Genomic DNA, 12,571 nt, shown 5'->3' on the forward strand with positions numbered 1-12,571 from the left:
GGTGCGGGGTGCGTTGTCGCGCTCTTGGGGGCTAGATTTGCATCGTTGTTCCAACGATGTAAAGACCTACTTTTTTCTCGGAGGCTGTGTTGGCCACGCTCAAGGACGTCGCGCGCCTGGCAGGCGTATCGGTGAAGACCGTCTCGAACGTGGTCAACGGCTACTCGTTCGTCAAACCGGACAACCGCCGCCGCGTCGAGGAGGCGCTCGCGGCCACCGGCTACCGCCCCAACCTCGGCGCCCGCAACCTGCGCCGCGGCCGCACCGGGTTCATCGCCCTGGTCCTGCCGGAGCTCTCCATCCCCTACTTCGCCGAGCTCGCCGGTCTGGTCATCGCCGCCGCCCAGGAGCACGAGTGGAACGTGCTCATCGAGCAGACCTTCGGCACCCTGGCCGGCGAGCGCTCGGCCCTGGAGGCGCTCGGCCCGCACCTCGTCGACGCCGCCATCGTGTCGCCGGAGGCGGTGAGCGACTTCCAGCTGGAGGTCCCGGCGGTGCTGCTCGGCGAGCACGAGGTCGACGTGCCGATCTCCCGCGTGGGCATCGACAACGTGCTCGCCGCCTCCACCGCCGTGCGCCACCTGATCTCGCTGGGCCGCCGCCGGATCGCCGCGATCGGTGCCCACCCGCAACGTGGCACGGCCGCGTTGCGCCTGGAGGGCTACCGCGCGGCTTTGGAGGTGGAGGGTCTGGAGTTCGACCCGTCGCTGGTCGTGCCGGCGTTGAACTACCACCGGGCGGACGGCGCGGCGGCGATGAACTCGTTGCTGGACATGAAGAACCCGCCGGACGCGGTGTTCTGCTTCAACGACCTGCTGGCGGTCGGCGCGATGCGGGCGGCGGCGGAGCGGTTCGTGCGCGTGCCGCAGGACCTCGCGGTGGTCGGGTTCGACAACAACGAGGAGAGCGCTTACAGCTCGCCGTCGCTGACGTCGATCGCGCCGGACAAGGGGGCGATCGCACGGGCGGCGGTGGACCTGCTGCACCGGCGGGTGGGGGTGGAGGAGGCGGGGGTGGAGAACGTGCAGACGCCGTTCTCGTTGCAGGTGCGGGAGAGCACGGCGCCGTGACGTACGCCCGGCCGGCTACGACCGCGCGCAGGCCTCGTAAGCCTCGTAGGTCCTGCGGTCGAACAGCACGAACCGCACCAGCTCCACCGGCGTGTCCCCGACCGCGTCCCGCACCGCCGCGAGCGCGATCTCCGCCGCCGACTCCACCGGCCACCGGTAGATGCCCGTCGAGATCGCCGGGAACGCCACGCTGGCCGCCCCGAGCTCCGCGGTCACCCGCAGCGAGTTGCGGTGGCAGTCGGCGAGCAGTTCGGAGCGGTCCTGCGAGGCCGACCAGACCGGGCCGACGGTGTGGACGACCCAGCGCGCGGGCAGACGGCCTGCCGTGGTGGCCACCGCCTGGCCCGTCTTCAGGCCACCGCCGTAGTGGCCCGCGCGGAGCTTGCGGCACTCGGCGAGGATGTCCGGGCCGCCCTTGCGGTGGATCGCGCCGTCCACTCCCCCGCCGCCGAGCAGGGAGGAGTTGGCGGCGTTCACGATCACGTCGACGTGCTGCTCGGTGATGTCGCCCTGGACGAGCTCGATGGTGGCCATCCCCAGATCATGACAGCGGGCAGGTGGAGACGTCGGCCGGGCGCGGGAGGGTGGCCGAGGCGGGTGGGGTGACGCCGCCGAGCCAGCGTTCGAGGGCTTCGAAGGCCGAGCGGTGGCACGGGGCCAGGGGGCGCAGGCGGTCCGGGTGGACGTCGACCAGGCCGTCGACGTGGGTGCCCTGCTCGACGCGGAAGTAGCGGTGCAGGCGGTCGGGGGTCATGGCGGCGTAGACGTCGGAGTCCTGGGAGATGGGCAGCAGGACGTCGTGGGTGCCGTGGACGGTGATGAGCGGGCGGTGGATCTTGCCCGTCAGCGCGACCGGCTTGATGGCGGGGCCGGCGGTGCGGCGGCGATCGGCGTAGGAGTAGTCGGCGTCGCACGACGGGGTGCCGGGAGCGCAGAACGGGACGCCCGCCTCCAGCGCGCCGTCGAAACCGGGGTCGAACTCCTCGCGGTAGATGCGCTGGGTGAGGTCCCAGTAGTAGCGGTAGTGGTAGTCCCACAGGAACTCGGTGCCCGCGGGGAAGCCAGCGGCGACCATCTGGGCGTGCGCCTGCGGGTCACCGGCCAGGTAGGCGGGGTAGGCCTTCAGCACGGGTGGCAGGAACGTCAGCGGGTTCGGGCCCTTGACCGTCCACAAAGTACCTTCCCAGTCCACACCGCCGTCGTAGAGGTGCGGGCGGTTCTCCAGCTGCCAGCGGACGAGGTAGCCGCCGTTGGAGATGCCGGTCGCGATGGTGCGCTTGGCGGGACGGCCGTAGCGCTGGGCCACCACGGACTTCGCGGCGATCGTGAGCTGGGTCAGGCGGTGGTTCCACTCCGCCATGCCGTCGCGGTAGAACTGCGCGCCGGTGTTGCCCTTGTCGGTGGCGGCGAAGGCGTAGCCGCGGGCGAGGACCCAGTCGGAGATGGCGCGGTCGTTGGCGTACTGCTCGCGCACGCCCGGCGAGCCGGCCACGACGAGGCCGCCGTTCCAGCGGTCGGGCAGGCGCACGACGAACTGGGAGTCGTGGTTCCAGCCGTGGTTGGTGTTGGTGCGCGAGCTGTCCGGGAAGTAGCCGTCGACCTGGATGCCGGCGACAGGGGTGGGAGCCGGCAGCGCGGCGCTGGTCAGGCCGGCCCAGTCGGCGGGGTCGGTGATGCCACCCGCCGTGCTGAGATCGGCCAGTCTGAGAAGTTGCTGGTGTTCGGCACCGGGGACGTGCAGCGCCGGGGCCGGGGTGAGCAGCGATGCGACGAGCGCCAGAGGCAGCAACATAGCTGGTCAAGCTAGCTGCGGCTGGTCCTCGGCAACATGGTTGCCTCCCACACAAGCCCTGCTTTGAAAGTGGTGAAGCCGAACAGGTCCAGCACCCGGCGCACCGGTGGCGGCGTGCTGCGCAGGTCGAACTCCTTGCCGTTGTAGTGGCTGGCGCACAGCAGCAACAGCAGGATTCTGAGCCCGCTGGCGGACAGGAACGTCACCTCGGCCATGTCGATCGTCACGCGCTCGGTGCCGGCGTCGGCGATGCCCGGCAACACGGCGGCGAAGAACATGTCGCAGGTGGTCACGTCGACCTCACCGCGGCACAGCACCACGAACCGCGTGCCCTCCCGCCGGGTGCGGATGGTGAACGGGCTCGCGTCATACGCTTCTGCGGACATCGGGAACCTCCGGCTCCCACCTCACCGCAGCATGTTGTCCTCCGATAGCAGCGGAAACGAACGCCCGACCGGAAAAACGAAGGATCTCAGCCCGACCTCAAGGTCTGCGACGGCGAGACGCCGTAGGCGGTTCGGTAGTGGGCGGCGAAGACGCTCGGACGGGCGTACCCCCACCGTGCGGCGATCTCGGTGACGGTGCCGTTCGACCGCTGCAGGTCGACGTGCGCCTGGGCCAGCCGGACGCGCCGGATGTAGGCCATCGGGGTGGTGTCGAGGTGCCGGCGGAAGGCGAGCTGGATCGCCCGGACGGACACGCGGGCCGCGCGCGCGATGTCGGCGGCGGTGATGTCCCGCGCGGCCTCGGACTCGATGAACGCGATGGCGCGCTTCAGCGCGTGCGGACGTACCTGCTCCGTCGCGTAGTCCACGACGGTGACGTGCGGGAACGTCGCGAGCGTCATGGACACGAGCAGGTGTGTCGCGTTTCCGACGACCAACGGTTCGTCTGCGAACACAGGCAGCACTTCGTCGCGCAGGTGCGCACACGTGGACCGCCAGCGCACGGCTCGTTCCGGCGACACGGGCTGACAGCCGGTGAACCGGACGTCCTCGGCGACCTGGTCGACCACCGACTGGTTCAGGATGACCATCTCGACCTGCGGACTGTCGAGCGTCGCGGCGTAGGGCTGGTCCGGCGCGGCGACCCGGAACGCGTCGCCCGGCCCGAGGAACCGCTCCTGGCCCTCCGACCGCAGCCGCAGCCTGCCCGCCTCCAGGTACCCGAACGCGTTGACCTGCAACGGCTCGACCGTCGCGGCCAGCCCGTAGACGCCGCCCAGCCGATCGAACCGCACGGCACCCGCCGCGCGCGACGCCATCCACAGCCGGGTCGGCTCGTCGCCCCGGTCGAAGCGCATCTTCGCGTACGCCGCGCTCAGCACCTCTCGCGCCGCGTCCAGGTCCGTCACCTCAACGACCCGTTCCACCTGCTGAACGATCCTCGTCCTCCTCCCCCGTGTCCATCGGCGGTCGGCCGCAGTCGCTCCCCCGACCAGCCCATCGGATGCCGGCGCGTCGATGGTGCAACACGGGCGGGTGGTACCGCGAGGGGCCGGAAGGGGGATGAGGCGCTCTCGACCACCCGAGAGCGCCTCCCCGATCAGACGCGGACGAGCGCGGCCAGTGCGGCCTGGCCGTCCTGGTTCAGGTGGAACACCGCTTCCGGGCCCTCCTGACCCGGTGCCAGCGCGTCGAACCCGCGCAGGAACGGCGTTCCCGCCTCGCACAGCGCGTGCCCCTCGAACGCGGGCCGGGGAACACCGGGCTGGGCGAACGGGCTCACGTACTGGACGTTGACGCCACGCGCGGCGGCGACGGCGGAGCGCAGGGTGCCGTCGATGCCGTCCGCGACCTGGTTGCCCTCACGGCGTTCGGCGGTGGTGAGGACGCCGTCGCCGCAGATCGGGTCGAGGGTGGCGCCGTCAGGGTTGTCCGAAGTGGACACCTGGCGGCCGTGGCCCACCACGACGACGCGCGCGTACGGGCTGCGGACGTGGATCTCCCGGATCAGGGCCGTCACGTTCTGGCCCATGGCGGGCAGCTTCGCGAGGATCCCCGCGGTCGGGGCGCCGGTGCAGTCGGCCTGCACGCACAGGCTTCCGCACGAGGAGTAGTCGATGTCGTTGGTGCCGACGGTGAGCAGGACCAGGTCGGTGCCGGGCCGCAGGGAGTCCAGCTGGGCCGGGCGGTCCTTGAACGGGCGGGCCAGGTCGGCGGTGGCGGCTCCGCTGCAGGTCGCGTTGGTGAACGAGGCCAGGCGGTGCTGGGAGCGCAGCCGAGCGGCGACCAGCTCGCCGTAGGAGTTGGCGCTGCGCCAACAGTTCCCGGCGGTGCCGTCGTGGTACGCGCCGGCGCCGGTGCCCGAGGCGTAGGAGTCCCCGAGTGCCACGACGTCGAGCGAGCGGGTGGCGTGGGCGGCCGGTGCGATGCCCAGTGCTGCCAGGACGACGGTGGCGAGGACGAGCGTTCTTCTCACTTCAACCCCCCGAGTTGATGTTGTTCCTCCATCCTGCCGAAGACGCGTGCGGTGGCGGCGGGGTTGCCCGCTGACGGGCAACCCCGTTCGCACCGAAGGACAGTTCAGACCGCGGCGAGCACGCCCGCGATCTCGTCGAGCAGCTGAGTCTTGCGGCTGTTGGGCAGGAACGAGGCCAACACGGCGTTTTCGGCCAACCTGGCGACCTCGGCGTGGGTGAGGTCCACAGCGGACGCGACGGCCAGGTACTCGCCCTCCAGCGTGGCGCCGAAGAACGGCGGGTCGTCGGTGTTGAGCGTGACGACCAGGCCGGAGTCGAGCATCTGCCGCACGGGGTGCGCCTCGATCGAGGCGACCTGCCGGGTGCGGACGTTCGAGGTCGGGCACACCTCCAGCGGAATGCCCTTGAGCGCCAGGTGTTCGAGCAGCGCCGGGTCCCGCACGCAGCTGGTGCCGTGACCGATCCGCTCGGCCTTCAGGTCCTTGACCGCCGACCAGACCGTCTCCGGCCCGGTGGTCTCACCGGCGTGCGGGACGCTGTGCAGACCGGCTTCGACCGCCGCGTCGAAGAAGGGCGCGAACTGGGTGCGGCCGACGCCCTCCTCGGGACCGGCCAGGCCGAACGACACCAGGCCGTCCGGCCGCTGCAGCGCCACCGCCAGCGTCTCGCGCGCCGCCACCAGGCCCTTCTCGCCGGGGATGTCGAAGCACCAGGCCAGTTCCACGCCCAGCGCGGCCGCTTCGGCACGGCCGGTGGCGAGGCCGGCGAGCAGCTCGTCCACCGGCATCCCGTCGGTCAGGTGGTTGTAGGGCGTGACGGTGACCTCGGCGTACGGGGCGTTCTGCGCGGCCAGCGACCGGGCCAGGCCGACGACGAGGGTGTGGATGTCGCGGCGGTCCTCCAGCATCGACTGGACGGCCCAGTAGACCTTCAGGAAGTGGTCGAAGTCGCGGAAGATGTAGAAGCGCTCCAGCTCGGCGCGGTCGGTGGGCACGCCGGCCTCCGGGTGGCGGCGCGCGAGCTCCAGGACGGTGTCGATGCCGGCGGAGCCGACGAGGTGGACGTGCAGCTCCACTTTGGGCAGAGCGTGGATGAACGAACGCATGGCGAAGCTCCCTGCGGAGAAGAGGTGAGAGGTGTCGGCAGGAACGCGCGGGCGACTCAGGGAGCGAGGTCGCCGCGTTCGGTGTCAGCGCCGTAGAGCGGCAGCTTGAAGTCCGGCACGACCTCCAACCTAGCCAGGTGTCCGCGCGGTCCGCAATGCGGTGGACGGCGGTGCGGTCGCGCTGCAACCCTGGCGCGTGTGAAGGCCGAGGACGTGCTCGAGATCTTGCAGGTTCTGAGCGACGTGGACGTGTGGATCGGCGGCGGCTGGGGCATCGACGCGTTGGTCGGCATGCAGACGCGGTTGCACGGCGACCTCGACCTCATGCACCGCCTTGACCAGGAACCGCTCGTCGTCGAGGCGCTGGCACGGGCCGGGTTCGCCGAGACGTTGTCGTGGCGGCCGGTGCGGTTCGTCGTGAGCGACGGCTGGCGCGAGGTCGACCTACATCCCTTGCGGTTCGCCGCCGACGGCAGCGCCGTGCAGTCCTCGCTGACCGACGAGCCGTTCCGCTACCCGGCGGACTGCTTCGTCACCGGCACGATCGCGGGCCGGACCGTGCCCTGTCTGTCCGCCGCCCAGCAGGTCTACTTCCACCAGGGCTATGAGCCGCGCGAACGGGACCTGCACGACATGGCGCGGCTGCGGCAGGCGTTCGGCGTTGCCACGCACTTCTGAAAACCGGTTGGCACCCGTGGTTGGCGTGGGTCGGGTGAAGGGATTCAACCCGAGCTTCGGGCCTGACACCGCCCGCACCTACGACAACTCATCCCGCGGCGACGAGGCGGGCACGGTCCGCTTCCTCGCCACGTTCGGCAAGACCGCCTTGGAGCTCGCCATCGGCACCGGGCGCACGTACCCGTTGGTGTGCCTGGTCCACAGCACCATCACGAACCTGCTCACCCAGGACGACCAGGTGCGCTGCTTCGAGAACGCGGCACGGCGGCGCAACCGGTTCATCGACGTGGAGGCGGTCGAGGGGCGCATCGCCGGGCTGCGGCTGCGGGACCGGTGGGGCGGGCGGAACGGCGAGCCGTTCGAGGCGGGCAGCACCAGGCACGTCAGCGTCTACGAGCACTCGGAATAGCGGTCGGCACCGCAGAACTCCCGCTGCGTGCCGTCCGGGAACAGCACGGTGGGGCCGTTGGCCTCGACCTTCGCCGACAGCGTGCCGCCGGCCGGGACCGCGGGGTCGGTGGACTCGGTGACGTCGGCCGTCCTGGTGCCGCCCGCGGTGATGCCGACGTGGCGGAACTTGATCAGGAACTGCTGGGGGTTCGCCACCTTGAAGTCGGAGTAGCGGATCTCGCCGCCGCCGGTGTCGTCGATGGTGATCGAGGTGCCGAGAATGCCTTGCCACGCACCACCTTTCGGTACCGGGTGGTTCGTGGCGGGGCGCGCGGTGGGTGATCCGCTGCGCCAGACGCGGGCCGGGCCGTCACCCTCCGGCAGGTTCACCAGCAGGCCCAGCCCGCCGTCGCTGAGGTGGTCCACCGGGCCGGTGCCCTCGAAGCCGTTGTCCCGCACGGGCATCTTCGTCCACGTCAGGCCGTCCGGTGAGGTCCACACCGCCGCGTCGGCACGGGTGGCGCCGAGCGCCAGGAACCCGCTCTGCCACTTGACCACGTGATCGACGCGCCGTTGCGGCTTGGGCACGACACCGGCATCGGGCAGCTTGCCGGGGTCGATGTCGGCGAGCTGGGTCCACGACGACTCGCCGGCACGCCGGTACCAGCCGGTGAGGCCGGTGTCGGAGTCCTCGGGGTTGTCCGGGTTGTTCAGCGAGCCGAACAGGACGGTCGTGCCGTTGTTGTGCTGTGCGGCCGTGAGCCTGTCGTGGTGCTGACCGTCCGGCGGGTCGGGCAGCTCGTCTCCCGCTGCCCTCCAGTCACGCCCGTCGGCCGACTCGAACAGCAACTCGGCCCGCCGCTCCGGCCGCCCGCTCGACGGCATCGCGCCGTACACCAGGAACCCGGTGTCGGTGGCGAGCACGCGGGGCAGGTAGCCGGTGTACACCTGCTGGGTGGTCAGCACGACCGGGTCGCCGAACTCCCTGCCGTCCGGCGAGAACCACAGCCGCAGGCCCTTGACCTTGTCGCCCATCCGGTAGTTGGCGAAGCCCACGACGACCACGCCGCGCGGTCCGGCGCCGATCGAGGTCGGCTTGTCGGTGAAGACCCCGCCGGGCAGCTCCAGCTTCGTCCAGACACCGCCTTCCGAGGTGAGCAGGACGGGCCGGACACCGGTGTGGCCCAGCACGTACGCGTGGTCACCGCGGGCCGCGGCGGCGTCGCCCCAGGCGAGGTCGCCGATGTCCGGCGGGATGACCTCGCGCCAGGTCTGCCCGTCGGCCGACATGTGCAGCACGGCGGGTGTGTTGTTGACCCGGCCCTCGTCGTTGGGCGGTGCGGGCTCGGTGTAGCTGCCCGCGATCACGAACCCGCCGTTCCAGCCGACGGCGCCGTGGATGGAGTCCAGGCGGGCGTGCGGCAGGGTCGGCACGGTCTGCCGGGTCCAGGTGGGCGGGGTGAACTCGGGTGGCGGTGGTGGCGACGAGCAGGCGGCGAGCAGCAACATGGCGGCCAGAACCAGTCTCAGCACGGTTTCCACACGTTCTGCGCCTCGTAGTCGCACCACTGCTCGGCGGCCGTGGTCGCCGTGATGCGAAACGGTTTGCCCTTGTCGTCGAGCTGGAACTCGCCCGTGGACGTTCCGGAGGTCCAGCGCACCAACAGCCTGAACTCGACCTCCTCGGCCGGGGAGTTCACTCGTACGACCAGCTGTTCCACGTCAGTCGGGTCGATCTTGAACGGGAAGTCGTTCGCGGCGACCTGCTGCCCGTTCTCCTGTCCCTGGGTCGGTTTCACGGCGGGCGGGTCAGCGGACAGGTCCACGGCGAAGTACCGCGACGGCACGTCACTGGCACATCGGTTCGGCAGGTACAGCCCGGGAACGGCGGGCTTGCGCCTGACCACCTGGACCCGCATCGACTGCAGCACCACCGAAGCCCGCGACAGGCCCTGCAGGGTCGCGACGACCTCGCCGCCGGTCGCCGCGACGCCGCCAGGGGCGTTGGTGTGCGGAATCGTCGACTGGTTCTGGTCGGGTACGACGTTGCCGGTGCCGCACCTGGTCGAGCCGAACGACACGGAGGCGGCCAGCGGGTCACCGACCGGCTGCTCGTCCGGCTCGCGGACCAGCCACACGATCACAGCGGCCGCCGCCAGCACCACCACGAGGGTCAGGGCCAGCAGGACCACCGTGCGGCGGTCACGGCCGTGCACCGTGACCTGGTCGATCCTGTTGCCCTGCACGACGTTGCCCTCGACGTCGCCCACCTGCACGGTTGGCTTGTCGTCGTGCCCGGAGCTCACGCGGACAGGGCCTCCGCCTTGATCTGCTCGAACTGCGCGGCCATCGCCTCGGACAACGCCTGGGCTCCGGACAGCGGGCGCACCATGACGGTGAACTCGTCGATCAGGCCGTCCTCGTTCAGGTGCAGGAAGTCGCAGCCCTGCACCTCTTTGCCGTTGACCTCGGCGCGGAAGACGAGTGCGGAGTTGGCGCCGTCGACGATCTCGCGTTCGTAGCGGAAGTTCTCGAAGACCCGCATGACGCCGCGCAGGATGGCCGCGGTGAGCGGCTTGCCGGGGTACGGGGAGAACGCGACAGGGCTGGTGAACACCACGTCGTCGGCGAGGCAGGCGGCCATCGCGTCGGTGTCGCGGGCCTCGACGGCCGCTCGGAAAGCCTTCATGAACGGCACCGTACCCCGGTCGGCGTGGTTCACGGGCGCGCTCGGCCGGGTGAGGTTGAATCGAACGCATGAACGGGATGTCCGCGTTGCAGGAGGCATTGGCAGAGCCCGCGGCGCAGGCGCGCGACCGGTTCGCGGGGCGGCTCAACGGCTACCTCGAGGGGTCCGACGTCGTGCACGCGGTGCGGTTGCAGGGCTGGCTGGGGCTCGAGGTGCCCGCTCCCGGCTGTCACGTCGGCACGGGCAGCTGGGACTTCACCCGGTTCAAGGCGACCACCTCACCGGTGACGTGCGGGCGGTGCCGGTCGGCCGGTCTGCTCGCCAGCTCGTTCACCGGAGGGCCGCACCAGCAGGTCCTCGACCTGGAGGGGATCTAGGCAGCGCGGGGCGATCCGCGCCGCGCGGTGCATCGCGGCGCGGGTCTGCGCGGTCTGCTCCGGCTCAGCCGCAGGCAGCCCGGTTGCGCACGCCCATTCCGGTCAGCGCGGTCATGCCGAGACGCTCGTAGTACGGCCGCAGCTCCTCGTCGCAAACGAGGTCTATCGAGTACAGGTGCGCACCCTCGGCGAGGATCCGGCGCACCAGCTCCGCACCGATCCCCCGGCCCTGGTGCTCGGGCAGCACCTCCAGCCACGGGACGAACGCGGTCAGCACGCCGTCGCTGATCATGTTCACGAACCCGGCCACCCGGCCGTCATCTCGTGCGACTACGGCCCGGTAACTACCGCGCAGGACGGCGAGGTGCTGGGCGGCGGACGGGGGCTGCGGCCAGCCCGCGAAGAAGCCGGCCAGGTCGCCTTCGGTGAGGTCACTGACGTCGGAGGTGTAGGTGATCACGACCGCAGCGTGGCACCGCGCGCGGCAGCAGGACCGCCGGGTACCTCCGACGACCCGCACACAAATGGCGGCGGAAGTCTGACCGAACACTCGAAAATCGTGCCCGTCTTGATTGGCCGGAACCCCGCGGACGCACGCGAAAACGATTGCAGTGAGATCTAAGGATAACCCCGCACTTTTGGTCGTTAAGGTCGTGCGAAGCGGTTTCGGTCCTTTAACACTTTTCAGTACACCGCCTCCCAACAGCATGAACGCTCCAGAAAAGCGAGCGCGACCACCCGGACGGCGGAATCTTGCGGGTCAAACGTACTGAGACGAGGACTAGCCGAAGGACATTTGCCGTCCCTATCCTCGATTTGCCGACACCGCACCTGAAGTGATCCGTGCAGCCGGGAGGAAGAGTGTGGAGCGCCTGATTCTCGAAGAACTCACGGACACGGCGGCACCGGAGACCACGGGCGCCCACTGGGCGGTGCACGGCCGGACGGCCCAGGTCGGCCGGGTCGAGCAGCTGATGCGCGACACCGCGGAACAGCAGCGCGCCCACGTGGTCGTGGTGGAGTCCGGCGCGGGCACCGGTAAGACCCGGTTGCTGCTGGAGCTGATGACGGCCGCGGCCCGACGCGGTTTCGCCGTCGTCAACGGCGCCGCCGAGCAGCCGGGCCTGCCGCGCGCGGTCACGCTCGTCAGCCAGCGCGGCGGCAGGCAGGAGGACGACCGGGTCGGCGTGCTCGCCGCCCGGTTCGAGGCGCAGCTCGCGAACCACCTCCGCCGCAGCCCGGTGCTGGTGGCCGTGGACGACGCGCAGTGGACCGACCTGATGCTGCTGCACGCGCTCGGCGCCGTGATGTCCAAACTGGACAAGGCACCGGTGCTGTGGCTGTTCGCGGTCCACTCCGACCACGCCGACTCCCCGAGCGGTGCCGCGCTGCGCGCCCTCGTGCGCCGGCACCGCACCGAGTGGCTAGGGCCGCTGGAGCCGTTGACCGGTGCCGCCGTGGCCGGCATCGCGGGCGACCTGCTCGACGCGGCGCCGAGCGACGACCTGGTGGCGTTGTCCGAGAGCGTCGGCACCCGAGGCGGTCGTGGACCTGGTGCTCGACCTGCGCCGGGAAGGCTGTGTGACGGTCGTGGACCACGTGGCGCGGCTCGCGTCGGGGCCGCTCGCGACGGGGATCTCGGCGGTCGAGGCCGACCCCGGTGCCGCGCTGCCGCGTCCGTTCGCCCGGCTGGTGCAGGCCAGGCTGCGCGAGCTCTCCCCGCGGGCGCAGGAGGTGCTGCAGGTCGCCGCCGTGCTGGGTCACAGCTTCGCGCCGCAGGACCTGGCCGAGATGCTCGGCGAACGTCCCGCGCAGCTGCTGGGCCCGTTGCAGGAGGCGCTGGCCGCCGGGCTGGTCGGCAGCGACTCCGACGAGTTCGTGTTCCACCGCGAGCCGGTGTGGCGCGCGGTGCTCGACACCGTGCCCGAGCTGCTGCGCTCGATGCTGCACCGGCAGGCCGCCACGATGCTGCTCGCCCGTCCCGGCGGCCGGGTCGAGGCCGCCGCGGTGCACCTGGTGCACTGCGCGGTTCCCGGTGACGCCGCGGT

The 12,571-nt window shown here is 70.9% G+C and carries 15 protein-coding genes; 5 read left to right on the forward strand and 10 right to left on the reverse strand.

The genetic code is table 11. The annotated features are described in order from the left end of the window. The first annotated feature begins 86 nt into the window (after nucleotides 1-86). Complete coding sequence (locus BBK82_RS44120; protein WP_154697873.1) at nucleotides 87-1,070, forward strand: LacI family DNA-binding transcriptional regulator; 984 nt, start codon at nucleotides 87-89, stop codon at nucleotides 1,068-1,070. A gap of 15 nt (nucleotides 1,071-1,085) precedes the next feature. On the opposite strand, the gene BBK82_RS44125 is transcribed toward BBK82_RS44120, so the two are convergent. From BBK82_RS44125 to add, 6 genes are all read right to left on the reverse strand, one after another. Beyond that, nucleotides 1,086-1,604: an O-acetyl-ADP-ribose deacetylase gene (locus tag BBK82_RS44125; RefSeq protein ID WP_065920226.1), complete on the reverse strand. Its 519-nt coding sequence runs from the start codon at nucleotides 1,602-1,604 to the stop codon at nucleotides 1,086-1,088. Between the two features lie 7 nt (nucleotides 1,605-1,611). Next, nucleotides 1,612-2,862: a prolyl oligopeptidase family serine peptidase gene (locus tag BBK82_RS44130; protein ID WP_065920227.1), complete on the reverse strand. Its 1,251-nt coding sequence runs from the start codon at nucleotides 2,860-2,862 to the stop codon at nucleotides 1,612-1,614. 11 nt (nucleotides 2,863-2,873) lie between these two features. Further along, entirely contained in the window at nucleotides 2,874-3,248 is a 375-nt protein-coding gene (locus tag BBK82_RS44135) for an STAS domain-containing protein (protein ID WP_065920228.1), read from the reverse strand. An 86-nt stretch (nucleotides 3,249-3,334) separates the two neighbouring features. Next, nucleotides 3,335-4,234, reverse strand: coding sequence for an AraC family transcriptional regulator (locus BBK82_RS44140; RefSeq protein ID WP_065920229.1), 900 nt, complete (start codon nucleotides 4,232-4,234; stop codon nucleotides 3,335-3,337). Between the two features lie 173 nt (nucleotides 4,235-4,407). Then, entirely contained in the window at nucleotides 4,408-5,283 is an 876-nt protein-coding gene (locus BBK82_RS44145; RefSeq protein ID WP_065920230.1) for an SGNH/GDSL hydrolase family protein, read from the reverse strand. A 104-nt stretch (nucleotides 5,284-5,387) separates the two neighbouring features. Continuing rightward, on the reverse strand, nucleotides 5,388-6,389 hold the full coding sequence (gene add, locus BBK82_RS44150) for an adenosine deaminase (protein WP_065920231.1): 1,002 nt from the start codon (nucleotides 6,387-6,389) through the stop codon (nucleotides 5,388-5,390). Between the two features lie 198 nt (nucleotides 6,390-6,587). Here add and BBK82_RS44155 point away from each other — a divergent pair, with 198 nt between their 5' ends. Then, nucleotides 6,588-7,067 carry a nucleotidyltransferase domain-containing protein gene (locus BBK82_RS44155; RefSeq protein WP_065920232.1) on the forward strand — a complete coding sequence of 160 codons (480 nt, stop codon included), beginning with the start codon at nucleotides 6,588-6,590 and terminating at the stop codon, nucleotides 7,065-7,067. Between the two features lie 34 nt (nucleotides 7,068-7,101). Then, nucleotides 7,102-7,476 (forward strand): hypothetical protein, encoded by a 375-nt coding sequence (locus tag BBK82_RS44160; RefSeq protein ID WP_065920233.1) that lies wholly within the window; start codon nucleotides 7,102-7,104, stop codon nucleotides 7,474-7,476. Here BBK82_RS44160 and BBK82_RS44165 read toward each other — a convergent pair. The 3 genes from BBK82_RS44165 to BBK82_RS44175 are packed head-to-tail and all read right to left on the reverse strand — an operon-like array spanning nucleotide 7,458 to nucleotide 10,146. Next, a complete protein-coding gene (locus BBK82_RS44165; RefSeq protein WP_065920234.1) occupies nucleotides 7,458-8,990 on the reverse strand; it encodes a hypothetical protein in 1,533 nt (510 codons plus the stop codon). The two genes, BBK82_RS44160 and BBK82_RS44165, sit on opposite strands and share 19 nt — an antisense overlap. Then, a complete protein-coding gene (locus BBK82_RS44170; RefSeq protein WP_065920235.1) occupies nucleotides 8,984-9,763 on the reverse strand; it encodes a hypothetical protein in 780 nt (259 codons plus the stop codon). Before BBK82_RS44170 ends, BBK82_RS44165 begins: the two co-directional genes overlap by 7 nt. Beyond that, nucleotides 9,760-10,146, reverse strand: coding sequence for a nuclear transport factor 2 family protein (locus BBK82_RS44175; RefSeq protein ID WP_065921857.1), 387 nt, complete (start codon nucleotides 10,144-10,146; stop codon nucleotides 9,760-9,762). The genes BBK82_RS44170 and BBK82_RS44175 overlap by 4 nt, the downstream gene beginning before the upstream one ends. A gap of 68 nt (nucleotides 10,147-10,214) precedes the next feature. On the opposite strand from BBK82_RS44175, the gene BBK82_RS44180 reads away from it, so the two are divergent. Next, on the forward strand, nucleotides 10,215-10,523 hold the full coding sequence (locus BBK82_RS44180; protein ID WP_065920236.1) for a hypothetical protein: 309 nt from the start codon (nucleotides 10,215-10,217) through the stop codon (nucleotides 10,521-10,523). 64 nt (nucleotides 10,524-10,587) lie between these two features. Here BBK82_RS44180 and BBK82_RS53370 read toward each other — a convergent pair whose 3' ends face one another. Next, nucleotides 10,588-10,983, reverse strand: coding sequence for a GNAT family N-acetyltransferase (locus tag BBK82_RS53370; RefSeq protein ID WP_218920532.1), 396 nt, complete (start codon nucleotides 10,981-10,983; stop codon nucleotides 10,588-10,590). Nucleotides 10,984-11,386: 403 nt separating this feature from the next. Here BBK82_RS53370 and BBK82_RS48365 point away from each other — a divergent pair, with 403 nt between their 5' ends. Continuing rightward, on the forward strand, nucleotides 11,387-12,562 hold the full coding sequence (locus BBK82_RS48365; protein WP_071812805.1) for an ATP-binding protein: 1,176 nt from the start codon (nucleotides 11,387-11,389) through the stop codon (nucleotides 12,560-12,562). Nucleotides 12,563-12,571: the final 9 nt, after the last annotated feature.

The organism is Lentzea guizhouensis (assembly GCF_001701025.1).
Classification (GTDB): domain Bacteria; phylum Actinomycetota; class Actinomycetes; order Mycobacteriales; family Pseudonocardiaceae; genus Lentzea; species Lentzea guizhouensis.